Annotated in this window: 21 protein-coding genes; 16 read left to right on the forward strand and 5 right to left on the reverse strand. The window is 65.4% G+C overall.

All coding sequences use genetic code 11. The features are described from left to right. The first annotated feature begins 238 nt into the window (after nt 1-238). From mgtE to V2L18_RS02920, 7 genes are all read left to right on the forward strand, one after another. Nucleotides 239-1,654 carry a magnesium transporter gene (gene mgtE / locus V2L18_RS02890; RefSeq protein ID WP_336176295.1) on the forward strand — a complete coding sequence of 472 codons (1,416 nt, stop codon included), beginning with the start codon at nt 239-241 and terminating at the stop codon, nt 1,652-1,654. 30 nt (nt 1,655-1,684) lie between these two features. Continuing rightward, nucleotides 1,685-2,113, forward strand: coding sequence for a VOC family protein (locus V2L18_RS02895; RefSeq protein WP_336176296.1), 429 nt, complete (start codon nt 1,685-1,687; stop codon nt 2,111-2,113). Between the two features lie 55 nt (nt 2,114-2,168). Further along, a complete protein-coding gene (locus V2L18_RS02900; protein WP_336176297.1) occupies nt 2,169-2,615 on the forward strand; it encodes a PaaI family thioesterase in 447 nt (148 codons plus the stop codon). A 756-nt stretch (nt 2,616-3,371) separates the two neighbouring features. Further along, nucleotides 3,372-4,544, forward strand: coding sequence for an isovaleryl-CoA dehydrogenase (locus V2L18_RS02905; protein WP_336176298.1), 1,173 nt, complete (start codon nt 3,372-3,374; stop codon nt 4,542-4,544). Between the two features lie 352 nt (nt 4,545-4,896). Then, nucleotides 4,897-6,051, forward strand: coding sequence for a GGDEF domain-containing protein (locus V2L18_RS02910; protein WP_336176299.1), 1,155 nt, complete (start codon nt 4,897-4,899; stop codon nt 6,049-6,051). Nucleotides 6,052-6,300: 249 nt separating this feature from the next. After that, nucleotides 6,301-6,921, forward strand: coding sequence for an ATP-dependent Clp protease proteolytic subunit (locus tag V2L18_RS02915; protein ID WP_336176300.1), 621 nt, complete (start codon nt 6,301-6,303; stop codon nt 6,919-6,921). Nucleotides 6,922-6,935: 14 nt separating this feature from the next. Further along, complete coding sequence (locus tag V2L18_RS02920) at nt 6,936-7,316, forward strand: hypothetical protein (RefSeq protein ID WP_336176301.1); 381 nt, start codon at nt 6,936-6,938, stop codon at nt 7,314-7,316. Nucleotides 7,317-7,917: 601 nt separating this feature from the next. Here V2L18_RS02920 and V2L18_RS02925 read toward each other — a convergent pair. Next, nucleotides 7,918-8,283 carry a hypothetical protein gene (locus V2L18_RS02925; RefSeq protein ID WP_336176302.1) on the reverse strand — a complete coding sequence of 122 codons (366 nt, stop codon included), beginning with the start codon at nt 8,281-8,283 and terminating at the stop codon, nt 7,918-7,920. A gap of 120 nt (nt 8,284-8,403) precedes the next feature. After that, nucleotides 8,404-9,102: a DUF599 family protein gene (locus V2L18_RS02930; protein WP_336176303.1), complete on the reverse strand. Its 699-nt coding sequence runs from the start codon at nt 9,100-9,102 to the stop codon at nt 8,404-8,406. Nucleotides 9,103-9,457: 355 nt separating this feature from the next. Here V2L18_RS02930 and V2L18_RS02935 point away from each other — a divergent pair, with 355 nt between their 5' ends. The 6 genes from V2L18_RS02935 (at nt 9,458) to V2L18_RS02960 (ending at nt 15,400) form a co-directional block, all read left to right on the forward strand. Next, entirely contained in the window at nt 9,458-9,589 is a 132-nt protein-coding gene (locus V2L18_RS02935; RefSeq protein WP_336176382.1) for a hypothetical protein, read from the forward strand. Between the two features lie 250 nt (nt 9,590-9,839). Continuing rightward, a complete protein-coding gene (locus V2L18_RS02940; RefSeq protein WP_336176380.1) occupies nt 9,840-10,235 on the forward strand; it encodes a rhodanese-like domain-containing protein in 396 nt (131 codons plus the stop codon). Nucleotides 10,236-10,271: 36 nt separating this feature from the next. Continuing rightward, nucleotides 10,272-10,919 (forward strand): glutathione S-transferase family protein, encoded by a 648-nt coding sequence (locus V2L18_RS02945; RefSeq protein WP_336176304.1) that lies wholly within the window; start codon nt 10,272-10,274, stop codon nt 10,917-10,919. Nucleotides 10,920-11,028: 109 nt separating this feature from the next. Continuing rightward, the gene (locus tag V2L18_RS02950; protein ID WP_336176305.1) at nt 11,029-12,573 is read left to right on the forward strand and encodes a carboxyl transferase domain-containing protein; all 1,545 of its coding nucleotides are present in this window, start codon (nt 11,029-11,031) and stop codon (nt 12,571-12,573) included. Nucleotides 12,574-12,734: 161 nt separating this feature from the next. Then, nucleotides 12,735-14,453, forward strand: a complete 1,719-nt coding sequence (locus V2L18_RS02955; RefSeq protein ID WP_336176306.1) for a PAS-domain containing protein — start codon at nt 12,735-12,737, stop codon at nt 14,451-14,453. After that, the gene (locus tag V2L18_RS02960) at nt 14,450-15,400 is read left to right on the forward strand and encodes a response regulator (RefSeq protein WP_336176307.1); all 951 of its coding nucleotides are present in this window, start codon (nt 14,450-14,452) and stop codon (nt 15,398-15,400) included. Before V2L18_RS02955 ends, V2L18_RS02960 begins: the two co-directional genes overlap by 4 nt. Nucleotides 15,401-15,734: 334 nt before the next feature. Here V2L18_RS02960 and V2L18_RS02965 read toward each other — a convergent pair whose 3' ends face one another. From V2L18_RS02965 to V2L18_RS02975, 3 genes are all read right to left on the reverse strand, one after another. Then, the gene (locus tag V2L18_RS02965; protein WP_336176308.1) at nt 15,735-16,526 is read right to left on the reverse strand and encodes a sulfite exporter TauE/SafE family protein; all 792 of its coding nucleotides are present in this window, start codon (nt 16,524-16,526) and stop codon (nt 15,735-15,737) included. Then, complete coding sequence (locus tag V2L18_RS02970) at nt 16,523-17,080, reverse strand: rhodanese family protein (protein ID WP_336176309.1); 558 nt, start codon at nt 17,078-17,080, stop codon at nt 16,523-16,525. Before V2L18_RS02970 ends, V2L18_RS02965 begins: the two co-directional genes overlap by 4 nt. A gap of 73 nt (nt 17,081-17,153) precedes the next feature. Continuing rightward, nucleotides 17,154-17,471, reverse strand: a complete 318-nt coding sequence (locus V2L18_RS02975) for a metalloregulator ArsR/SmtB family transcription factor (RefSeq protein WP_336176310.1) — start codon at nt 17,469-17,471, stop codon at nt 17,154-17,156. A gap of 161 nt (nt 17,472-17,632) precedes the next feature. On the opposite strand from V2L18_RS02975, the gene V2L18_RS02980 reads away from it, so the two are divergent. From V2L18_RS02980 to V2L18_RS02990, 3 genes are all read left to right on the forward strand, one after another. Continuing rightward, entirely contained in the window at nt 17,633-18,511 is an 879-nt protein-coding gene (locus tag V2L18_RS02980; RefSeq protein ID WP_336176311.1) for an MBL fold metallo-hydrolase, read from the forward strand. Nucleotides 18,512-19,048: 537 nt separating this feature from the next. Then, nucleotides 19,049-21,001, forward strand: a complete 1,953-nt coding sequence (locus V2L18_RS02985) for an acetyl/propionyl/methylcrotonyl-CoA carboxylase subunit alpha (protein ID WP_336176312.1) — start codon at nt 19,049-19,051, stop codon at nt 20,999-21,001. A 126-nt stretch (nt 21,002-21,127) separates the two neighbouring features. Further along, nucleotides 21,128-21,625, forward strand: a complete 498-nt coding sequence (locus tag V2L18_RS02990) for a c-type cytochrome (RefSeq protein WP_336176381.1) — start codon at nt 21,128-21,130, stop codon at nt 21,623-21,625. The last annotated feature ends 142 nt before the right edge of the window (nt 21,626-21,767 follow it).

Here is a 21,767-nt window from a genome sequence, read left to right on the forward strand (position 1 = left end):
ACAGACCAATGTCCGGCTGTCTTTGCGAAAGCGGCGGCCCCCGGGTCGCCTTTTTTGTTTTTCGATCTCCCATAAAAATGACATCGCCGCACTTCGCCGGTGCGAAAAGACTGTTCCTTAAGCGCCGATAATTTCGTAGCTTTTGCGGGCTGGTCCCGACGTCTCGCGATTTTTACCGGCACGTTCATCCCAACTGTAGGCATCCCAACCGCAGGCAATCCAACCGCAGGAGGAGATCGTGGCCGAGACCCCACCCGTCGATGCTGCCGTTGCCGATCCCGCGGAAATCGCCTTTCGCGACGAGGACGGCTACGTCTCCAAGGATTTCGTGGCGCTTGTCGAGGAGGCCGTGGAGGCCGACGACAGGGAGGCCACGCTCGAACTCGCCGGCGACCTGCACGAGGCCGACCTCGGCGACCTGATCGAGACGCTGCACCCGGAAGACCAGGCCAAGCTCGTCAGCCTGCTGGGCGATGCCTTCGATTTCACCGTTCTCACCGAGCTCGATGATTCGGTCCGCGCGCGCCTGCTGGAGGAAATGCCGGCGGGCAATGTGGCGGAAGGCATCGCCGAGCTCGATTCGGACGATGCCGTCTACATTCTGGAAGACCTGCCGCAGGAAGACCAGGAAGCGATCCTGCAGGAGCTGAAGCAGTCCGACCGGCTGCAGCTGCGCCGCGCGCTGGATTACCCGGAAGAATCGGCCGGCCGGCGCATGCAGAGCGACTTCGTCGCCGTGCCGCCGTTCTGGACCGTCGGCCAGACCATCGACTACCTGCGCGAATCGGATGCGCTGCCGGAGGACTTCTACCAGATCTACGTCATCGACCCGGGCTTCCGGCTGATGGGCACCGTGGCGCTCGACAAGCTGCTGCGCACCAAGCGCAATGAGCCGATCAGCGGCATCATGGGCGAGACGATGCACGCGATCAAAGCAACCGAGGATCAGGAGGAGGTGGCGACCACCTTCGAGCGCTACAACCTGATTTCGGCCGCTGTGGTGGACGATTCGGACCGGCTCGTCGGCGTGCTGACCGTCGACGACATCGTCGACGTCATCCAGGCGGAGGCCGAGGAGGACATCTTCGCGCTGGCCGGTGTGGGCGGCGACGCGGAGATTTCCGACAGCATCGTGGAGACGGTGCGCGGGCGTTTCGTGTGGCTGCTGGTCAATCTCGGCACGGCGGTGCTGGCGTCTCTCGTCATCGGCATGTTCGACGCGACCATTCAGCAGATGGTGGCGCTCGCGGTGCTGATGCCGATCGTCGCCTCTATGGGCGGCAATGCCGGCACGCAGACCATGACAGTCGCCGTGCGCGCGCTGGCCACGCGCGATCTGGGCAGTTTCAACACCGTTCGCATCATCGCGCGCGAGACCGCGGTGGGCTTCATCAACGGCGTGCTGTTCGCCGTGCTGATGGGGCTCGTTGCCGCCCTCTGGTTCGACAACGAACAGATCGGCGGGCTGATCGCGGCCGCCATGGTCATCAACATGGTGGCCGCCGGCATGGCCGGCATTCTCATCCCGCTGACGCTGGACAGGCTCGACATCGATCCCGCCGTCGCCTCCTCGGTGTTCGTGACGACGGTGACGGATGTGGTGGGCTTCTTCGCGTTTCTGGGGCTCGCCGCCTGGTGGTTCGGGCTGCACTGAGAAAAAGTATCGGTCTGACAAGGAAAACTCATGAGACAGGCACCCAAGATCGGCGGCATCCTGGAAACGGCGGTCTATGTCGATGACATGGCGGCGGCGCACGCGTTCTATTCCGGCGTGATGGGGCTTGAGCGCATGGTCGAGGGCGACAGGCTCTCCGCCTACAATGCCGGACCGGCCGAGACGCTGCTGGTGTTTGCGCGCGGCTCGACGGCGGATGACGTGGAAACGCAGGGCGGCATCGTGCCGGGCCATCACAGCGAGGGGCCGAGCCACTTCGCCTTCAAGGTCGCGGCCGAAGATCTCGATCCGTGGCGCGCGCATCTTCGCGCCTGCGGGGTCGCGATCACCTCGGAGGTGACGTGGTCGGCCGGCGGGACGAGCCTCTATCTGGAGGATCCCGACGGCAACGTGCTGGAACTCGCCGCCCCGCCGTTGTGGCCGAATTACGCGGGATAGGCCGCTTTGCCGGGCGGGGGAGCGCCCGGAGCGGAGATAATCGGGAGGAGGAGAGATGGCAGGGTTCGAACCGCGCGATGCGGACTGGGAAGCGCGCGTGCGCGCCAGTTTCGCGCGCCAGCCGTTCATGGAATATCTGGGCGCCGTCATCGCGCATCTGGCGCCGGGCGAGGTCGATCTGGACATGCCGCATGCGCGCGCCCTTACCCAGCAGCACGGCTATTTCCACGCCGGCTCCACCGCCTCCATAGCCGACAGCGCGGCCGGCTATGCGGCGCTGTCGCTCTATCCGGCCGGCACCGGGGTTCTGACGAGCGAATACAAGATCAACCTGCTCAACCCGGCGCGCGGGGAAAAGCTTGTTGCCCGCGGACGGGTGGTGAAGCCGGGCCGCACGCTCACCATCTGCCGCTCCGACGTCTACGGCCTGGAGGCAGGCCGCGAGACCCACGTCGCCACGGGGCTGTTCTCGCTCGTGTGCCTGCCGGGGCTGGCGGATTAGGGCGGTTCAGGGAGGAGGACGCTCCGGCATTCGTGCTGCGGCCGATGCTTCGGGATGGCCGCTTGCGCGGACGGGCCGGAGGATGGGCTGGAACTGGTCTCGGGTTGTGCGCCTTCGACCGTTTCCGCCTCATGCCCCTTCGCCGGGTGATGACGATGGAGAGGTCTGAGGGGGGCATAGAATTGAAGGGCCAAGAAGGCACTTGTGTTTCCCGGGTGGCCGCTCGGGATGACGTTGAGTGTGATGCTGGCGTGGAAATGGCAGCCGGTTGTGGTGCTCTATTCCCTCCGCTCGTCATTGCCGGCTCAGACCGGCAATCCATGCCGTGATTTCACGGCCCGGCGTAAAGGTGCGTTTTGCCGCCGCTTTAAATGCTCCCCGGGTGGATATTTCACGGAATGGATTGCCGGTCGAAGCCGGCAATGACGGGGAGAGTCTGGATGCATCTGACCCGCTACCATTTCCACGCCAGCCTCGGGCAATCCCGCGCAAGGGGCCATCCCGGATGATCGGCCGTGGCTGGAAGAATTGCGATCTTCTTCCTTCAATCCGCGAAACGATCTGTCTGGCCGCGCGCCGCTTTCGCGCCGTTTCGCTCAAACCGGCCGGCCCCCTCTTCCGGCGCTTCCACCTGGCGGCATGTTGCTCTAGCTTTCTCCGGAAAATTCCGTAAGGAGAGCCGCCGCAGGCACCGAGTGTCCTGCGCAAACACATGCACAAGGCGGGCAGGGAGGTCCGCCAGGGAGGAAGAAGAGCATGATCCCCAACGCACCCGCCGCGTTCAATTTCAACCTCGGCGAAACCGCCGACATGCTGCGCGACAGCGTGCTGTCCTTCTCGCAGGACCGCATCGCGCCGCTGGCGGAAAAGATCGACCGCGAGGACTGGTTCCCGCGCGAGCTGTGGCCGGAAATGGGGGCGCTCGGGCTGCACGGCATCACGGTGGAGGAGGAGTGGGGCGGCGCGGGGCTCGGCTATCTGGAGCATTGCGTGGCGATGGAGGAGGTGAGCCGGGCGTCCGCCTCGATCGGGCTTTCCTACGGCGCGCATTCCAACCTGTGCGTCAACCAGATGCGGCGCTGGGGCAATGACGAGCAGAAGAAGCGCTATCTCGGCAAGCTTATCTCCGGAGAGCATCTGGGCGCGCTCGCCATGTCGGAGCCGGGCGCGGGGTCCGACGTCGTCTCCATGAAGCTCAGGGCGGAGAAAAGGGGCGACCGCTACGTCCTCAACGGCTCCAAGATGTGGATCACCAACGGCCCGCAGGCGGACACGCTGATCGTCTACGCCAAGACTGACCCGGCCGCCGGCCCGCGCGGCATCACCGCCTTCATCATCGAGAAGGATTTCCCCGGTTTTTCCGTCGCGCAGAAGCTCGACAAGCTCGGCATGCGCGGTTCGGAGACAGGGGAACTCGTCTTCCGCGATTGCGAGGTGCCTGAGGAGAACGTGCTCGGCGCGGTCGGCAAGGGCGTCAACATCCTGATGTCGGGGCTCGACTATGAGCGCGCGGTGCTGGCGGCCGGCTCCATCGGCATCATGCAGGCGGCGATGGACGTGGTGATGCCCTACATCCACGAGCGCGAGCAGTTCGGGCAGCCGATCGGCACGTTCCAGCTGGTGCAGGGCAAGGTCGCGGACATGTACGTGACGATGAACGCCAGCCGGGCCTATGTCTATGCCGTGGCGCAGGCCTGCGACCGGGGCGAGACGACGCGTCAGGACGCCGCAGGGGCCATTCTCTATGCCGCGGAAAACGCGACGAAGGTGGCGCTCGACGCGATTCAGCTTCTCGGCGGCAACGGCTACATCAACGAGTATCCGACCGGCCGGCTTCTGCGCGATGCCAAGCTCTATGAAATCGGTGCGGGAACGAGCGAGATCCGGCGGATGCTGATCGGGCGCGAGCTGTTCGACGCTTCACGCTAGGCGCGCGCGAGGGCAGGGATGTGGGGTCGGAGCAAGCGAAGGTACCCCCACCCCTGACCCCTCCCCCTTGAGGGGAGGTCGAACGTTCTCCTCGGTCGCTCGGGTGGGGGAAAAGGCCGCAGGGCGGAGCCGGCGACATATCCCCGCCGCTGTGCCTGTGCCGCGCTTGCGCAAGGACCGTCAAAAATCGCCAGGATCCCGCCGGGCACGTGCGCTGAGGAAGGCGCGCCGGCGGGAAGCCGCAACCATCAAGTGATTTGACATTGTTTCCGGCTTCCGGTCTTTACCCGCAATTGGGGTTGACGGTGGCTCAAGGCTTCCGGGCGCGCTGCCTGGACGCGGGAAGCGTGGCATGCGGCTGGATATATTCACGATCTTCGTTCTGATGGCGACCATCTGTCTGCTGGCCGCCGTCGGCTTCGGCATCGGCTGGTGGAAGCATCGCAGCGAGCGGGTGCTGGCCTATTCCGCCGCCACCTTCGGGCTCGGTGCCGTCTCCACGTTGCTGCTGGCGGCGCGCGGGCGCATACCCGACCTGCTTTCCGTCGATGTCGCAAACGCCGCCGTGTTCGCCGCGATGGCCTTGGGCTGGAACTCGTTTCGGGAGATGAACGGGCGCCGCTTTCTCGTGCTGCCGGTCATCCTGCCTTGCGTCGTCTGGCTGATCCTGTCCCGGTATCCCGGCTTCTACGAAGAAACCTGGCTGCGCTCGCTCGTGGCCTCCATCCTGATCGCCGCTCTGTCGCTCGGCTATTTCCACGAGTTCTGGCGGACCCGGGGCGTGAAGGCGGAAGTCCGCGCGGTGCTGTTGCTTGCAGCCGGTGGCAATGTCACGGTCTTCGTGCTGCGGGCTTTCTACAGCCTGATCACCCACCGCCCGAAAAATGTGCTCGAGGACGATTTCTGGCTGTCGCTGGCGCTGTTCGTGCCGGTGATCTTCCTCGTCGCGCTCGCGATCGGCGGGCTGTGGCTTTGGCAGGTGCGTGCGGTGAAGACCCTGCAGCACGAGGTGGAGATCGATCCGCTCACCGGCATCCTCAATCGGCGTGCCTTCGACCGCAGCGTCGGCGCGCTGCTGGAGCGGATGCACGCCGGGCGGGAGACGATGGCGCTGCTGCTCATCGACCTCGATCATTTCAAGTCTATCAACGACCGGTTCGGCCACCCCGCCGGCGACCGGGTGCTGCAGGATTTCGCCCGCACGGTGGAGGAGGAGCTGCGCAAGAGCGACCTTTTCGCCCGCTACGGTGGCGAAGAATTCGTCATTTTGCTGCGCGGCGCCGATCTGCACGATGCGCTACAGGTGGCGGAGAAGTTGCGCACGCGGATCGCGGATCAGGTGGTGGAATGGGAGGGCACCCCGATCGGGCTGACGGTGAGCATCGGCGTGGCGGCGACAAGCGGTCAATCGGTGACGCTCGCCGATCTGATCGCCCGCGCCGACCGGGGCCTTTATGGCGCCAAGGGCAGCGGCCGAAACCGGGTGGTGATCGCGGCGCCGGTATAAGCGGGCCGGGTATCCGGCACAATTCGTCTTCCACCCCCTTCTTTCGAGCGGCAGGCTCCCCATGTGGTCGGTATGGCCGGCGGGGTGTCCGCTAACCCTTTTGCGAAAAAGGGTGGTCTGTCATGGTTTGCGGGCCGGCAGGCGCGAGCCGGGGTTTGCGAGCCGCGGCGGCATCGCATACACATGGAGTCGGAAAAACGGAGCGGCCGAACGCGGCCGCCCCTGCAATCAATGGAGCCTATCCAGCGCATGAACACTTATTTCACGTCGGTTCCTCCCCACCTCGACGACGAGGACGAAGACGAGGAAAAGACCAAGACGCCGGCGTCGATCCAGGTCGACAAGCATCTTTTCGAATCGCGCACGGTGCTCATTACCGGTCAGATCTCGCAGGAGCTGGCCCGCGATGTGTGCGCCCGCCTTCTGGCGCTGGCGCAGGTTTCCGAAGATCCGATCAACGTGATCGTGTCCTCGCCCGGCGGCCACGTGGAATCGGGCGACATGATCCACGACACCATCCGCTTCATCGCCCCGCGCGTGCGCATGCTCGGCATGGGCTGGGTGGCGAGCGCGGGTGCGCTGATCTATGTCGCGGTTCCCAAGGAAGACCGCTACTGCACGCCCAACACGCGCTTCCTGCTGCACCAGCCCTCCGGTGGGGCCGGCGGCCCGGCGACGGACATCGAGATCCAGGCGCGCGAGATGCTGCGCATGCGCGATCGTCTCAACAAGATCTTCTCGGTCGCCACCGGTCAGCCGGTGGAGCGGATCGACAAGGATACGGACCGCGACTACTGGATGTCGCCGGAAGAGGCCATCGCCTACGGTCTCGTCGGCAAGGTCGTGAACTCGGCATCCGAACTCGGCTGAAGCGGCGGCGATCGATGGTCGTGAAACCGAACGCGCGGCGGGTGCGCCCCGCCGCGATCCTCGCTGCCATGCCGGTTTTCGGGGCGGCGGCGCTTTCCGCCGTTGTGACCTTCCCGTCTCCCGCACGGGCGCAGTCGCCCTATTACCAGAGCTACCGGGCCCTGTCCGATCTGGTCATCAACGTCGAGATGGACCCGAATTCGCAGGTGGCGGGCCGCGTGCGCGCCGGAACCGGCGGCATCCGTCTCAACTGGTGCGAGCCGGAGATTCCGGCCGGCGACTGGGCCGGCGCGGACGCCGCCGCCCGGCGGCAGATTCTCGACGGACGGTGGTGCGAGGTCGATACCGGCGAGGTCGTCGGCAACGTCCGCTCCGATCTGATCGAGCCGGAATGAGACCGTCATCTGCACGCAATGAAGGTGCCGCGACGCGCTGAGCGTGCGTCTGACGTTCCCCTCCCCCCTGAGGGGAGGGGTTAGGGCTGGGGGTAAAGCCGCTTGCTCCGAGCCTGCCGCCTTGACCCCCACCCGAACGGCCGGAGAAGCCGTTCGACCTCCCCTCAAGGGGGAGGTAGGCCGTGGGGCTGACTTTTCGCTCCACATTTCCCTCCATCGTCAACACCCGGCACCCGCTTTCGCGGACACAGGCTCCGTCCGGGTGATCCAGCGCGCGCCCCGAGTGCCGCGGCTGGAGGTGGATTGCCCGGACGAAGCCGGGCAATGACGGCGGTGGGGGATGAGGGGAAAAAAGGCGAGCCCGCAATCCGATACCATTTCCCGACCGGGATGCGCTGAGCGAGCCGCATTCGTCCCCCTCCCCCCTTGAGGGGAGGGGCCAGGGGTGGGGGTGCTCTCTCTTGCTCCGAACCTGCCGCCTTGACCCCCACCCGAACGGCCGAAGAAGCCGTTCGACCTCCCCTCAAGGGGGAGGTCGGCCGTGGGGCTGGCGTTCACCCGCGGAAACGGCCGCAGCGGCTTGAACGGAGCTCCCGGTCCCTTACACCAGTTGCCGTTCCAGCACGTAATCGCGAACCAGCTCGATGACGGCTTGCGCCTCCTCGCGCAGCGGCGGTTCGATGCCGTTTGCCTGCAGTGCCGTCTGGAAGTGGTCGGCGAAGCGGGTGTAGTGATGGTCCGTCGCCAGCAGAGTCCGGAAATCGGAACGGATCGAGCGGCCCTCGTAAAAGGGCGAGCCGCCGAATATGAAGACCAGAAGCGAGTTCACCTTGTCGATGACCCAGGCATGGTCGATACGGTCCAGTTCCTCCGCGAGAATGTCGTCGTGGCGCATCATGTCGAAAATTACATATGTGAAACGTTCGATACTCTGTCTTCCGCCAAGTCTGAGGTAGAGCGTCGTCATTGCCGCACCCTGGAAAATGATTGATGCCCGCCAGCTGCGGACAGCTAATCACTTCGGTGCAAACGCTACTGTGACTATTCTCACGTTTGCGGCGATTTCGCCGGCATAATCACCCCGACCTCAGCCCCGCGGCGGGATTTCGCGGGAAAACGCGGCACTGCTGGCGGCGGAAAAGAACTGGCGCCGCAACAGCACGACGAAAACGTAGGTCGTGCCGGCGATGAAGGGGATCGGCCCGGCGAACCAGCACAGGAAGCCGACGCCGAAGAAGAAGGCGCGCTGGCCGCGGCTGAAATGCCGCCCGGCGAGCACGTTGAGGCTGGCCGCCCGGCTCGCCAGATCCCGCGCCTCCGCCGAAGGGTTCTTGTCCTCGTTGGGCACGGCGCCGACCATGATCGAACAGTAGTTGAAGAGCCGGTAGGACCAGCCGAACTTGAAGAAGGCATAGGCCGCGATCAGCATCAGCCCCAGAACCTTGGCCTCCCATTCCGCCCGCGTGGTGACGATGGCGAGCGGCAGGTCGGCGTAGACCTCAAGGGCCAGATCGGTGGCGTTGAGCAGCGCAAAGCAGGCGCCCAGCGCCAGCAGCGAGGTGGAGGCGAAGAAGGCCGTGCCCTGCTGCAGACCGGCGATGATCTGTGCGTCGATCATCCGCAACGGGCGCTCCAGCATGGAGTGCATCCATTCGTGCCGGTACCGGTCCATGGCATGCGACAGGCAGGCGGATTTCCAGCGGCTGCGCTCCACAAGCCAGTTGTAGCCGAGCCAGGAACAGGCGAACCACGCAAGGGCGGCAAGGTCGAGCGGCAGGAAGGGCATGTCGGTCTTTCTGTCGGGTTCACGACCCCCGTCCCCTTCAAGGCGAAAAGGAGGGGCGATTTCCAGAGCATATTCGCGGTGGCGGGATTGTTTCAATGCGACCGGAAAGGCATCCGACCCGGCGCAAATCGCAAAGGCAAATCATCGGCTTGGTGCGGCCGAACGAAATCGAGGGCGGGCGGGCCTCGCGCTTTTTCCACAACGCCATGCACAGGGCGCGTGCCAGCCTTTCCGCAAGGCGGGATTCTTCGGACTTGAACAGAGGTTACCAAGTCGTTAAATGGGCGTGGCTTCGCGATGGAAGGAGAGGGTTGTTTCACCCGCCCCGTCGCCCTGTTCAGCAATTAGGAGTTCCATGGACGATCACGTACAGAAGTCCTGCTGGGGGTTCATGACCTGGACGGTCCTGATGCTCGGAGGCGCTATGTTGCTCGTCTACCTGTTCGGTGGATTCGATCCGGCGGTCACGACGATCGCCGTGAAATAGGCTTGCCAGAATAGACTTGCCACCGGCATGGTCAGTTCGAAAGGGGCGCGGACCGAACCGCGCCCCTTTTGCGTTTTCGGGCCCGGTCTTCAGCTTCTGCCGCATGGCGCCCGGCCGGTTCTTTTCGCGGCGGCGGCAATCGGGTCTTGTGAATCCCCGCAAGTCAAACGACACTCCGGCGCGCAAAACGGTTCGGCAACAAGACCGGCGTCGCGAGGCCGGCACGAGGGAGGGGAGGTCGCCGATGGCGATGAAGAAGGGATACCGTCAGCTGGTGGATGCGGCGGAAGCGGAGATCGTGACCTTGCCCGTCGCCGAGGCGATCGCGCTCCACGGCGATGCGGACACGGTGTTCGTGGATCTGCGCGATATCCGCGAGCTGGAGCGGCAGGGCCGCATGCCCGGCGCCGTCCACGCCCCGCGCGGGATGCTGGAATTCTGGGTCGATCCCGACAGCCCCTATCATCGCGAGGTCTTTGCCCAGCCCAAGCGCTTCGTCTTCTTCTGCGCGGCGGGCTGGCGCTCCGCGCTGGCGACCAAGACCGTGCAGGACATGGGGCTTGAGAACGTCGCCCATATCGAGGGCGGGTTCGGTGCCTGGCGGGACGCGGGCGGCGCCGTTGAGCTTCCGAAAGAGAAGGCGTAAGCCTGTCGCGGGAGGCCAACGCAAGGAGCGCGTCACTTGAAGATCGTCATCGGAAACAGGAACTACTCGACCTGGTCGCTGCGCGGCTGGCTGGCATTGAGGCAGACCGGCGCCGACTTCGAGGAAGTGCTGATCCCGCTCGACACGCCCACCATGCACGATGAGATCCGGGCCCATTCCGCGGCTGGCCGCGTGCCGGTGCTGATCGACGGCGATATCACCGTGTGGGACAGTCTGGCGATCGTGGAATATCTGGCGGAGCGCTTTCCGCAAGCCGGGCTGTGGCCGGCGGACCGCGCGGCGCGCGCCCATGCCCGCGCCATCGTGGCCGAGATGCACTCCGGTTTCACCGCCATGCGCGGCCATTACCCGATGAACATCCGGCGGGCACCCGCCGCCCGGCCGCAGGATGCAGCGGTGGAGGCCGACGTGGCGCGGATCCTGGCGATCTGGAACGAGGCGCGGGCCCGTTTCGGCGCGGGCGGCGATTTCCTGTTCGGGGCCTTAACGGCGGCCGACGCCTTTTTCGCGCCGGTCGTCAGCCGGCTGATCACCTATGCGGTGCCGGTGGATGCGGTCTCTCGCGCCTACATGGAGGCGGTGATGGCCCATCCGGCCATGGCCGAGTGGTGCGAGGCGGCGCTGAGGGAGACGTGGATCGTTCCGGCCGACGAGGTCGACTGAGCCTTTTTCATCAAGATCATTGTCACGCGAGTGGGGGAGTTCTGCTGTGGCGTTGTTGAAATCCGTTGTTTCGTCGTCTTCCGATGCGTTCAGGGGACAGGCTGCGGAAATGGGGGCGCTCGTCGCCGATCTGCGCGCCCGTCGGGAGGAGGCGGCGCTGGGCGGGCCGGAGAAGGCGCGCGAGCGGCATGTGGGGCGCGGCAAGCTGTTGCCGCGCGAGCGCGTCACGCGACTGCTCGATCCAGGTGCGCCGTTTCTGGAGCTGTCGCCGCTGGCGGCCAACGGCATGTACGATGCCGCCATCCATGGCGCCGGGCTGATCACCGGCATCGGCCGGGTGTCGGGGCGCGAATGCATGATCGTGTGCAACGACGCCACCATCAAGGGCGGCACCTATTACCCGATGACCGTGAAGAAGCACCTGCGCGCCCAGGAGATCGCGCGCGAAAACCGGCTACCGTGCATCTATCTGGTGGATTCCGGCGGCGCGAACCTGCCCAACCAGACCGACGTCTTTCCCGACAAGGAGCATTTCGGCCGCATCTTCTACAATCAGGCCACCATGTCGGCGATGGGCATTCCGCAGATTGCGGTGGTGATGGGATCGTGCACGGCGGGCGGCGCCTATGTGCCGGCGATGTCGGACGAGACGATCATCGTGCGCCAGCAGGGCACGATCTTTCTGGCCGGGCCGCCGCTGGTGAAGGCGGCCACCGGCGAGGAGGTGTCGGCTGAGGATCTGGGCGGGGCGGACGTGCATGCGCGCGTCTCCGGCGTCGCCGATCACTATGCGGTGGACGACGACCAGGCGCTGGCCATGGCGCGCCGGGCTGTCGCCAATCTCAACGGCGTGAAGCGGGCGGACATCGACCTCGCCCCGCCGCGCGATCCCGCCTACGATCCGGCCGAGCTCGATGGCGTGGTGCCGGCGGACCTGCGCAAGCAGTACGACATCCGCGAGGTGATCGCGCGGCTTGTCGACGGTTCGGAGTTTCACGAGTTCAAGAAGCTCTACGGCACGACGCTTGTGACGGGCTTTGCGAAAATTTTCGGAATGCCCGTCGGAATCGTTGCCAACAACGGCATCCTTTTCTCTGAATCGGCTCTTAAGGGCGCGCATTTCGTCGAATTGTGCTGCCAGCGGCGCATTCCGCTTCTCTTTTTGCAAAACATCACCGGATTCATGGTCGGTCGCGAATACGAGGCCGGCGGCATCGCCAAGGACGGGGCGAAGCTCGTCACGGCGGTGGCGTGCGCGAAGGTGCCGAAGATCACCGTCATCGTCGGCGGCTCGTATGGTGCGGGCAACTATGGAATGTGCGGGCGCGCCTACTCGCCCCGCTTCCTGTTCATGTGGCCGAATGCGCGGATTTCCGTGATGGGCGGCGAACAGGCGGCCTCGGTTCTGGCCACCGTCAAGCGCGACAACATGGAAGCCGAGGGCGCGGCCTGGAGTGCGGCGGAGGAAGAGGCGTTCAAGGCGCCGATCCGGGCGCGCTACGAGGCGGAAGGCCATCCCTATCACGCCACCGCGCGGCTGTGGGACGACGGCATCATCGCGCCTTCCGAGACGCGGCGGGTGCTCGGACTGGCCTTTTCCGCGACGCTGAACGCGCCTGTCGAGCCGACGCCATTCGGAGTATTTCGTATGTAAATCCGTTTTCTGTTAATTGATACGTTGATGTGCGTAGTCGAAAATCGCGATGGTTCGGAGTAACCAGAGCGTTAAAAATTGATATATTCTGCTTATATTCAATTTAATCCGCAAGGTGTAGTCGGTCTTAAGAGCGGAAAGTTCTCTGGATCGGATATGCGATGTTGTCTGGACATTTCATCAAGGAGAATATCAACGAGGCGGCGCTTGTTCCCGCGCTCCTGAGCTCGATCCATCAGGGCATCGTCCTGATGGACGCTGACCTTAATCTGCTGGTGTTCAGCCGGCGGGCGAAGGATCTGCTCGATCTGCCGGAAAGCGTATTCGAGGGCGATCCCAACCTCGCCGATCTCATCCGCTATTTCGCCGAGCGTGGAGACTATGGCCCCGGCGACGTGGAGGACTTCGTCTCGGGCATCACCATCGCTGCCCGGGCGCAGGGGGACGTGGCCTTCGACCGGTCGCTGCCCGACGGGCGGTTGCTGAAGGTCCAGGTCACGCCGCTGCCCGACGGCGGGCAGGTGGCGATCTATTCCGACATCACGCAATTCCGGGCGGTCGAGACACGGCTGGAGGAAAAGCAGGACCGGCTGGTGAAGACACTACGCAGCCGCTCACGCGAGCTTGAGGAAAGCCGCGATCTGCTTTCCTCCGCCGTGGACGCCATTCCCGACGCTCTGGTGATGGTCGACGGCGCGGGATGCCTGACGCTTGCCAACTCCAACATGAAGCGCCTTCATCCCGGGATCGAGGCGTATCTGGACGGCCGGGCACACCTGAAGGAGGCGTTCGCCTTTGAATGGGGCGAGGCGAAGGACCTGGACGATTTCATCCAGCAGATCACGGCGGAAAGCGACCACCGCATGTTCGACCGCTGGTTTCGCATCCAGGTCTCGTCGATTCCGACCGGCGGACATGTCGTCGTCTTCTCCGACGTCTCCGACTTCAAGGAGCAGAACAAGAAGCTGCGCGCCCATGCCGACCAACTGGTGAAGCACCTTCGCAAGGAAAAGCGGCTCAACGAGATGCAGCGGCAGTTCGTGTCGATGGCCTCGCACGAGTTCCGCACGCCGCTGGCGATCATCGACGGCGCGGCCCAGCGGCTCAAGCGCCGCTTCGACCGGTTGCAGCCGGAGGAGGTGGTCGAGCGGCTCGATAACATGCGCGAGGCGGTCAGGCGGATAAATTACCTGATCGAGCGCTTCATCGATTTCTCCGTCTCGCAGGACGGCGTGCTGGAAATCTCGCCCCAGCCGCAGCCGCTCCTGCCGATCGTGCAGGCGGTGTGCAACCAGCAGCACCAGGGCAACCGAAGCCACGAGATCGTGCTCAACGAGAGCATCGGCGACCTGGTCATCAACATCGACCGGCGGATGATCGAGCAGTGTCTGGTGAACGTCGTCGGCAACGCCATCAAGTATTCGCCGGGCAAGGACAGGGTGGAGGTCGATGTGCGGGTGGAGAACAATTTCGCCTGCATCGAGGTGACCGATTTCGGGGTCGGGATACCGAAAGCCGAGATCAAGAAGGTGTTTGGCCGCTTCTACCGCGCCTCCACTTCCAGCGGCATTCCGGGCACGGGGATCGGTCTCAACCTCACCGAGATGATCATCGTGCGCCACAAGGGGCGGATGTCGATCTCGAGCGAGGAGGGCAAGGGAACAGTCGTATCCATCCGGCTGCCGCTCGACCTGCCGGTCGATCCGGCCCTCGACAGACCGCCTGCGACGGATGGCGGCGGCGGTGACGAACAACGCCGGCAGGGGGAGAGCGAGGCGGAAACCGGTGCGTGCGGCAGCACGCTTGCCGCGATGCGGGCGGATGCGGCCGAGATCCGGCTGCAGGATAACGAAGAACCGATAGGGAGGGCGGAGCGATGATGCAAAGCGACGATCGGGACCAGCGGCGCGGCATGCGCGCCAACGACCATGACGAAACGCAAGGCAAGGATGCCCCGGCCATGAAACCCGCCATGAACAAGGACATCAACATCCTTTGCGTCGAGGACGAGGAACTGCTGCTTGGCGATCTGGTGGGCGAACTGGAGGATGCCGGCTACGGGGTCAGCGCCGCGCGCAACGGCCGCGAGGCACTGGATATGCTGCAGACCCTGCAGCCCGACCTGATCCTGTGCGACGTGATGATGCCGGAGATGGACGGGCCGACGCTGCTGAAGGTCATCCGGCAGAAGATCCCCGCACTCGACCAGGTGCCGTTCATCTTCCTGACGGCGCGTTCCGCGCGCGAGGACGTGATCAGCGGCCGCAAGCTCGGGGCGGACGACTACCTGACCAAGCCGATCGACTACGACATGCTGCTGGCGACCATCGAGACGCGGATCGCCGGCGTGCGGCGCATGGCGGAGCATTCCCGCCAGCAACTGATGAAGCTCTACAAGGCCTACAAGGAGACGCAGAAGGAGAAACCTCCGATCCAGGTCGCGATCGTCACCTCCAACACCAAGGCGATCGCGCCGATCAGCTCGGCGCTGAACGAGGTCGGCTGCACGGTGACGCTGATTGCGGAGGATACGCTGCACGCGGACACCTTCGCCAAGCACAGCTACGACGTGAGCTTCCTGGTCTATTCCAAGAAGGTGCACTACCTGCTGCAATATCTGGAGAATTCTGCTCATCGGAACAAGGCGTCGCGGCTTGTCGTGCTGGTGCCGCCGGGCATCAACGACAACACCCTGGAGGCGCTGAGGGAACTGGGGGTGGACGGCTGCATCCAGTTCCCGTTCCGGCCCGTGGAGATCTTCAAGGTGATCATGGACAAGCTCGCCCAGCGCCCGGGAGCGATGGGGCTCAAGGCGATTCACGGCTAGCGGGACGCAAGCCATCGATCCTGAGAGTCCGGGCTGAAAATGGCAGTTGGTTCTGTGCGCCTTCATACGTCTCCACCGTCATCACCCGGCGAAGTCCGGGCGATCCAGCGCGTGCCCGGAATGCTGCGGCTGGTGATGGATTGCCCGGACGGAGCCTGTGCCCGCGAAAGCGGGTGCCAGGCAATGACGGTGGAGGGGCATAAGGGGAATAGCCGAAAGCGCCTAGCCTGATACTATTTGCCGGCCAGGCTTCGAGGAGGCCTGACAAGGCTGTCTCGAAGGGTAGGCCGCAGCACGTAAACCCGCGACCCGTTTCCGTTTGAGGGAAAACGATCTACACGAAGGCCGCCGCGCCCCGCGCCACGACGTAGAGGCCGACGCAGATCACCACGGCGGAAAAGACGCGAGTGAGCGCGCGCTTGCCTGCACCTGTGCGTCCATTGCCCATGCGGCCGGCCGCCCAGGTGCCGAGAATGCCGCCGGCGATGCCGCCTGCGATGAATTCGGCCGCCAGCACCCAGTCGACCAGCCCGGAAAGCGCGTAGTTGGACGCCGTCGTCAGCCCGAAGGTGGTGACGGCGACGAGCGAGGAGCCGACCGCGTTGAGCATCGGCATGGCGGTCGCCGCGATCAGGCCCGGCACGATGAGAAAGCCGCCGCCGATGCCGAAGAAGCCGGACAGCAGGCCGACGCCGAAACCGGTGATCAGGAGGCGCGGCAGCAGGCGGCGGGCGGAGGCGCTGTCGAGGTGGACATTCGCGTCGTCCCGACCCTCCGGCCGGCGCAGCATCGCGATGCCGACGACGATCATGATCACGCCGAAGAGCGCGAGCAGCCTGTCGCCATCGATCGCCTTGCCGAGGGTGGAGCCGGCCGCAGCACCTACGAGCCCGCTTGCCGCGAAGACCAGCGCGCAGGGCCATTTCACCGTGCCGGCGCGGGCATGGCCGGCAAGGCCGGCTGCGGCGTTGACCGCGACCGCGAGCGCGCTGGTGCCAATGGCGATGTGGGGGGCGGGAACGCCGACGACATAGACCAGCAGCGGCACGGCAAGTACCGAACCGCCGCCGCCGATGAGCCCGAGCGACAGGCCGACGAGGGCGCCGCTCGCAAGCGCTGCGATCATCCGAACTGGCCGATGCCGGTGGCGCCGGGCAGGCGCGGCTTGTTGCGGTTCCACGGCATCAACGAGACGAAGAAGGCCATCGGGCAGAAGTTGGTTGCGCCCGAGAACAGAAGGCCGCAGCCGACGAGAAGCGACAGCAGGTGCCAGGCAGGCGCCACGTAGGTGCCGAGCACGAAGCCGGCGATGGCGAGAACGCCGGCCGTCATCAGCGCCTGACGCAGGATGGAGACGGGCTTGCGTTCCTGGCGCTCCACCGGCAGGCCGGCGCGTTTCCAGGCGCTGAGGCCTCCTTCCAGCACATAGGCCTCGCCATCGGCGCAGGCGGCGAGCAGCGGGCTGTTGGCATTGGTGCGCGCGCCGGAGGCGCACAGGAAGATGACCTTGCCGGACGCGCTCTTCACCGACCCGGCCTCGCCCATCGTCGACATCGGCGAGAGCTGCGAGCCGGGGATGCGTTCGCGGTCGAACTCGCATTGCTCGCGCACGTCGACCAGCAGCGCGCCGGCCTGTGCCAGATTGTGCGCCGCGCGGGCGTCGATCGATTTCAGGCTCATGATCGGATCCTCATTTCAACGGCGCGCCCGGTTCGGGAGAGGGCGCGGAACAATTCCGGGTCGTTGCGTGTTGTCAGGCCTCGCAGAACACGTCCTTCAGCAGCACCAGGATGCGCTCGGCGGCCGGGTTCTCGATGCGGTAGTAGAGCGTCTGGCCGTCGCGGCGGAACGTGACGAGCCCCTCGGCGCGCATCTTGGCCAGATGCTGGGAAAGCGCCGACTGGCCGAGCCCCACCGCCTTCGACAGCGCGGTGACCGATGCCTCGCTTTGGGCGAGCTCGCACAGGATCTGCAACCGGCTTTCGCTGGCCAGCAGTTTCAACAGGCGGGCGGCATCGCCGGCACGCGCGGAAAGGTCAGCCGGATCGCTCAACGGACGCATCGCTCCCATCCTCGACGGAGTGATATGTATATTAGATGTTGCTAACATTAGAATGTATGAATATATTTGTCAAGAACGAGCATGCCCTGCTGCCGAATGCGCGACCTGCCGGGGCACGCATCGGACCGGCACGCATCGGACCGGGGGGCAGGAAACGTGAGGAGAGAACGATGACCACCGCCGACATCGCCCCTGATATTCAGGCCTTTTTCGACGAGCCGACGAACACGGTGAGCTATCTCGTGGCCGATCCGGAAACCCGCAAGGCGGCCGTGATCGATCCGGTTCTCGACTACGATCACAAGTCCGGCAAGGCCTCGACGAAATCCGCCGACGCGATCCTGAATGCGGCGTCCGAGCGGGGGCTCTCGATCGTCTGGGTGCTGGAGACGCACGCCCATGCAGATCATCTCTCGGGCGCGCCCTACATCAAGCTCAAGACCGGCGCGCCGGTCGCCATCGGCGAGCGCATCCGCGAGGTTCAGAAAATCTTCCGCCCCGTCTTCAACGCCGAGGACGTTTCCGGCGACGGGTCGGAATTCGATCATCTGTTTAAGGACGGCGAGGTCTTCGAGATCGGCGCGCTGAAGGGCGAGGTGATCGCGACGCCGGGGCACACGCCGGCCTGCATTTCCTACCGGATTGGCGATGCGGTGTTCGTCGGCGACACGCTGTTCATGCCGGATTACGGCACCGCGCGGGCGGATTTTCCCGGCGGCGACGCGCGCCAGCTCTACCGCTCGATCCACAAGCTTCTGAGCCTGCCGGAGGAGACGCGGCTCTTCATGTGCCACGACTACAAGGCGCCGGGGCGCGACGACTACGCCTGGGAGACGACGGTCGGCGAGGAGAAGGCGCGCAACGTCCACGTGGGCGGTGGCAAGAGCGAGGACGACTACGTCGCCATGCGCGAGGCGCGCGATGCCACGCTCGCCGCGCCGAACCTGTTGATGCCGTCCATCCAGGTGAACATGCGCGCCGGCAAGCTGCCGCCCGCGGAGGCCAACGGCGTGACGTATCTCAAGGTGCCCGTAAAGCTGGCAGGGTGAAGCTGGCAGGGTGAGGGGGCGAGGGGCATTGCGATCTCTCCGCCGTCATCCTCCGGCTCTGTCCGGGGGATCCAGCGCTCTCCGCGCGTGCTGTGCCCGGCGATGGATTGCCCGGACTGCGCCGGGCAATGACGGTGGAGGCATTGGCGCAAGGCGGGATGTGATTGAAATCGTTATAGAAGTGACCTCACATGCCCGCCCCACACTCGGTTGTCATCCCCGCCTGCGCGGGGATGACACCGAGGGAGAGGCGCCAGTGCCGGGCAATGACGATGGACAGTTCAGAGACAACTGGCTCCACCCCTCCCTGTAATCATCTTTCCTGACCAAACGTCACCTTCTCCTCTTGCAGTTCCCGTCGCACTGGGCTTTCCTCGCCTCACGAAACGAGCCCGCGTACCGGGCCGAGAGCGTTTTCCGTTCAGACGGGATCGTCTGAACGAAAAGAAACCGCTCCAGATCAATAGCTCGAGCATATCCCGATCAGATTGGTTCAATCTGATCGGGATATGCTCGAGGGAAACGTTCAGGGGACACATGCTGACATCGCTGCTGATCGCCAACCGGGGTGAGATCGCCTGCCGGATCATCAGGACCGCCCGCCGCATGGGGCTGGGCACCATCGCGGTCTACTCCGAGGCCGACAGGGACGCGCTGCATGTGCGGCTCGCCGACGAGGCGGTGGCGATCGGGCCGGCGCCGGCCTCCGAATCCTATCTCGATATCGAGAAGATCCTTGGCGCCGCGCGGCAGACCCATGCCGAGGCGATCCATCCGGGCTACGGTTTCCTGTCGGAGAACGCCGCATTCGCGGAAGCCTGCGAGCGGGCGGGCATCGTCTTCGTCGGGCCTCCGGCCTCCGCCATCCGCGCCATGGGGCTCAAGGACGGCGCCAAGGCGCTGATGGAGAAGGCCGGCGTGCCGGTGGTGCCGGGCTATCACGGCGATTTGCAGGACCCGACCTTCCTGCGCCAGAAGGCCTACGAGATCGGCTATCCGGTGCTGATCAAGGCGGTGGCGGGCGGCGGCGGCAAGGGCATGCGCCGCGTCGACAAGGCCATCGAGTTCGACGACGCGCTGCAATCGGCCATGCGCGAGGCCCAGAACGCCTTCGGCGATCCGCGCGTGCTGATCGAGAAATTCGTCACCAATCCCCGCCATGTCGAGATCCAGGTCTTCGCCGATGGGCACGGCAATGCCGTGCATCTGTTCGAGCGCGACTGCTCGGCCCAGCGCCGCCACCAGAAGGTGATCGAGGAAGCGCCGGCGCCTGGCATGAGCGAGGAGGTGCGCAAGGCGATGGGCGATGCGGCGGTGGCGGCTGCGTTGGCCGTCGGCTATGTCGGCGCCGGCACGGTGGAATTCATCGCCGACGGATCGAAGGGCCTGAGGGCTGACGGCTTCTGGTTCATGGAAATGAACACGCGGCTCCAGGTCGAGCATCCGGTGACCGAGTTCGTCACCGGCACCGATCTCGTCGAATGGCAGATCCGCGTCGCCTCGGGTGAGGTGCTGCCGATGGAACAGGCGCAACTTACGCTTTCCGGCCACGCGGTTGAGGTTCGCCTTTATGCGGAGGATCCGGACAACGGCTTCCTGCCATCGACCGGCAAGCTCGACCTGTTGCGACTGCCGGACGGCGAGGGCGTCCGCGTCGATACGGGCGTGGAGGAGGGGGCGGAGGTCTCGCCCTTCTACGATCCGATGATCGCCAAGGTGATCGCCCATGGCGCGACGCGCGCGGAGGCGTTCGACCGGCTGGCCGGCGCGCTTGCGCAAACCGCGGTTGCCGGCCCGCGTTGCAATCTCGCCTTTCTGCGCGCGCTGGTCGATCACCCGGCCGTGCGCGCAGGCGGGTTCGATACCGGGCTGATCGACCGCGAGATCGCGACGCTGACGGGCGGCGGGGTTTCCGAAGCCGCGGTTGAGGCGGCGCTGTCGGCGCTGCTGGCGCCCGAAGTCGATGAGCCCGATGCGGGCGGATGGCTTGATCCGTGGTCGGTGCGCGATGCGTTCCAGCTATCCGGCGACCGGGATGTGGGCGTGCGGGTCGTGGTCGACGGCGAGGAGCGCGAGATGCGGATGCGCTGGCACCAAGGCGTCCCGGAGCGTGCGGATACAGCCGGGGCGGACGTGGCGCGGGTTGCCGGTGGCGTCGTTGCGCTGGAAGGCGGGCGGGCGGTCAAGGTCGCGCTCGCAGACAGCCTGCTGCGCGAGGCCGAGGACGACAGCGGCCATGGTGCCGTCACCGCGCCGATGCACGGCAAGGTCATCGCCGTCTTCGTGGAGGAAGGCGCGGAGGTTTCGCGCGGCGACCGGCTGTTCATCGTGGAGGCGATGAAGATGGAACACGCGGTGACCGCCCCGCGCGACGGACGGGTGGAGCGGGTCTCCGCCAGCGAGGGCGACCAGGTGGAGCAGGGGGCGGCGGTCGTCGTTCTGGAGGAGACGGTGACGGAAGCCGGCGGGGCGCAATCTGACGTTGCGTGATGCGCATCACGGCAGCCTGCGGCCGGATGGCGCAAAGGATCCCCGTCCAAGCGATCGAGGTCGATCGTGTCCATTGGGGTATCCAAATTGAAAAAGGTATTTCGAAATTCTGCCGTCGCCCTGGCGATGGCACTGGCGCTGCCGGTGGCAGTCGCCGCCACCTCGCGCACCCATGCCGACGAGGCCGTGGAGCGGGGTAAATATCTCGTCGGCCTCATGGGCTGCAACGACTGCCATACGCCCGGCCATTTCTTCGGCAAGCCGGACATGAGCCGCATGCTCTCCGGTTCGGAGGTGGCGTTTGAGGTGCCCGGCCTCGGGGCCTTCGTCGGCCCCAACCTGACGCCCGACGAGAAGACCGGACTCGGCGCCTGGTCGGAGGAGGAAATCGTCACCGCCCTTCAGACCGGCATCCGGCCGGACGGGCGCGAACTCGCGCCTGCCATGCCGTGGCGTGCGTTTGCCTCGATGACCAGGGCGGATGCGACGGCGATCGCGCGTTATCTCAAATCGTTGCCGGCGGTCGACAACCAGGTTCCGGGGCCCTTCGCACCGGGCGAGACGGCGACGAGCTTCGTCTTTCGCGTCCTGCCGCCGGGCGAAGCGGTGGCGAACCTGCACTGAGCTTCGCTGATCCGCGCCGACTCGGCGAGGGGCCCGCTCATGGCGGGCCCCATTTGCGCCTCCTTGCCAAGGGGCCGTTGCTTACGGGGCCTTTGCTCAGGGAGCCCTGTGCAAAAGCGCAAGCCGACTTTGCCTCACAGGC

The organism is Breoghania sp. JC706, from assembly GCF_037026715.1.
In the GTDB taxonomy this organism is placed as follows: domain Bacteria; phylum Pseudomonadota; class Alphaproteobacteria; order Rhizobiales; family Stappiaceae; genus Breoghania.

Bases quoted from the DNA above. Each gene is read 5' to 3' on its own strand.
- V2L18_RS02895 (WP_336176296.1), top strand. From the start codon at position 1,685: ATGAGACAGGCACCCAAGATCGGCGGCATCCTGGAAACGGCGGTCTAT.
- V2L18_RS02900 (WP_336176297.1), top strand. From the start codon at position 2,169: ATGGCAGGGTTCGAACCGCGCGATGCGGACTGGGAAGCGCGCGTGCGC.
- V2L18_RS02905 (WP_336176298.1), top strand. From the start codon at position 3,372: ATGATCCCCAACGCACCCGCCGCGTTCAATTTCAACCTCGGCGAAACC.
- V2L18_RS02910 (WP_336176299.1), top strand. From the start codon at position 4,897: ATGCGGCTGGATATATTCACGATCTTCGTTCTGATGGCGACCATCTGT.
- V2L18_RS02915 (WP_336176300.1), top strand. From the start codon at position 6,301: ATGAACACTTATTTCACGTCGGTTCCTCCCCACCTCGACGACGAGGAC.
- V2L18_RS02920 (WP_336176301.1), top strand. From the start codon at position 6,936: ATGGTCGTGAAACCGAACGCGCGGCGGGTGCGCCCCGCCGCGATCCTC.
- V2L18_RS02925 (WP_336176302.1), bottom strand. From the start codon at position 8,283: ATGACGACGCTCTACCTCAGACTTGGCGGAAGACAGAGTATCGAACGT.
- V2L18_RS02930 (WP_336176303.1), bottom strand. From the start codon at position 9,102: ATGCCCTTCCTGCCGCTCGACCTTGCCGCCCTTGCGTGGTTCGCCTGT.
- V2L18_RS02935 (WP_336176382.1), top strand. From the start codon at position 9,458: ATGGACGATCACGTACAGAAGTCCTGCTGGGGGTTCATGACCTGGACG.
- V2L18_RS02940 (WP_336176380.1), top strand. From the start codon at position 9,840: ATGAAGAAGGGATACCGTCAGCTGGTGGATGCGGCGGAAGCGGAGATC.
- V2L18_RS02950 (WP_336176305.1), top strand. From the start codon at position 11,029: ATGGGGGCGCTCGTCGCCGATCTGCGCGCCCGTCGGGAGGAGGCGGCG.
- V2L18_RS02955 (WP_336176306.1), top strand. From the start codon at position 12,735: ATGTTGTCTGGACATTTCATCAAGGAGAATATCAACGAGGCGGCGCTT.
- V2L18_RS02960 (WP_336176307.1), top strand. From the start codon at position 14,450: ATGATGCAAAGCGACGATCGGGACCAGCGGCGCGGCATGCGCGCCAAC.
- V2L18_RS02965 (WP_336176308.1), bottom strand. From the start codon at position 16,526: ATGATCGCAGCGCTTGCGAGCGGCGCCCTCGTCGGCCTGTCGCTCGGG.
- V2L18_RS02970 (WP_336176309.1), bottom strand. From the start codon at position 17,080: ATGAGCCTGAAATCGATCGACGCCCGCGCGGCGCACAATCTGGCACAG.
- V2L18_RS02975 (WP_336176310.1), bottom strand. From the start codon at position 17,471: ATGGGAGCGATGCGTCCGTTGAGCGATCCGGCTGACCTTTCCGCGCGT.
- V2L18_RS02980 (WP_336176311.1), top strand. From the start codon at position 17,633: ATGACCACCGCCGACATCGCCCCTGATATTCAGGCCTTTTTCGACGAG.
- V2L18_RS02985 (WP_336176312.1), top strand. From the start codon at position 19,049: ATGCTGACATCGCTGCTGATCGCCAACCGGGGTGAGATCGCCTGCCGG.
- V2L18_RS02990 (WP_336176381.1), top strand. From the start codon at position 21,128: ATGGCACTGGCGCTGCCGGTGGCAGTCGCCGCCACCTCGCGCACCCAT.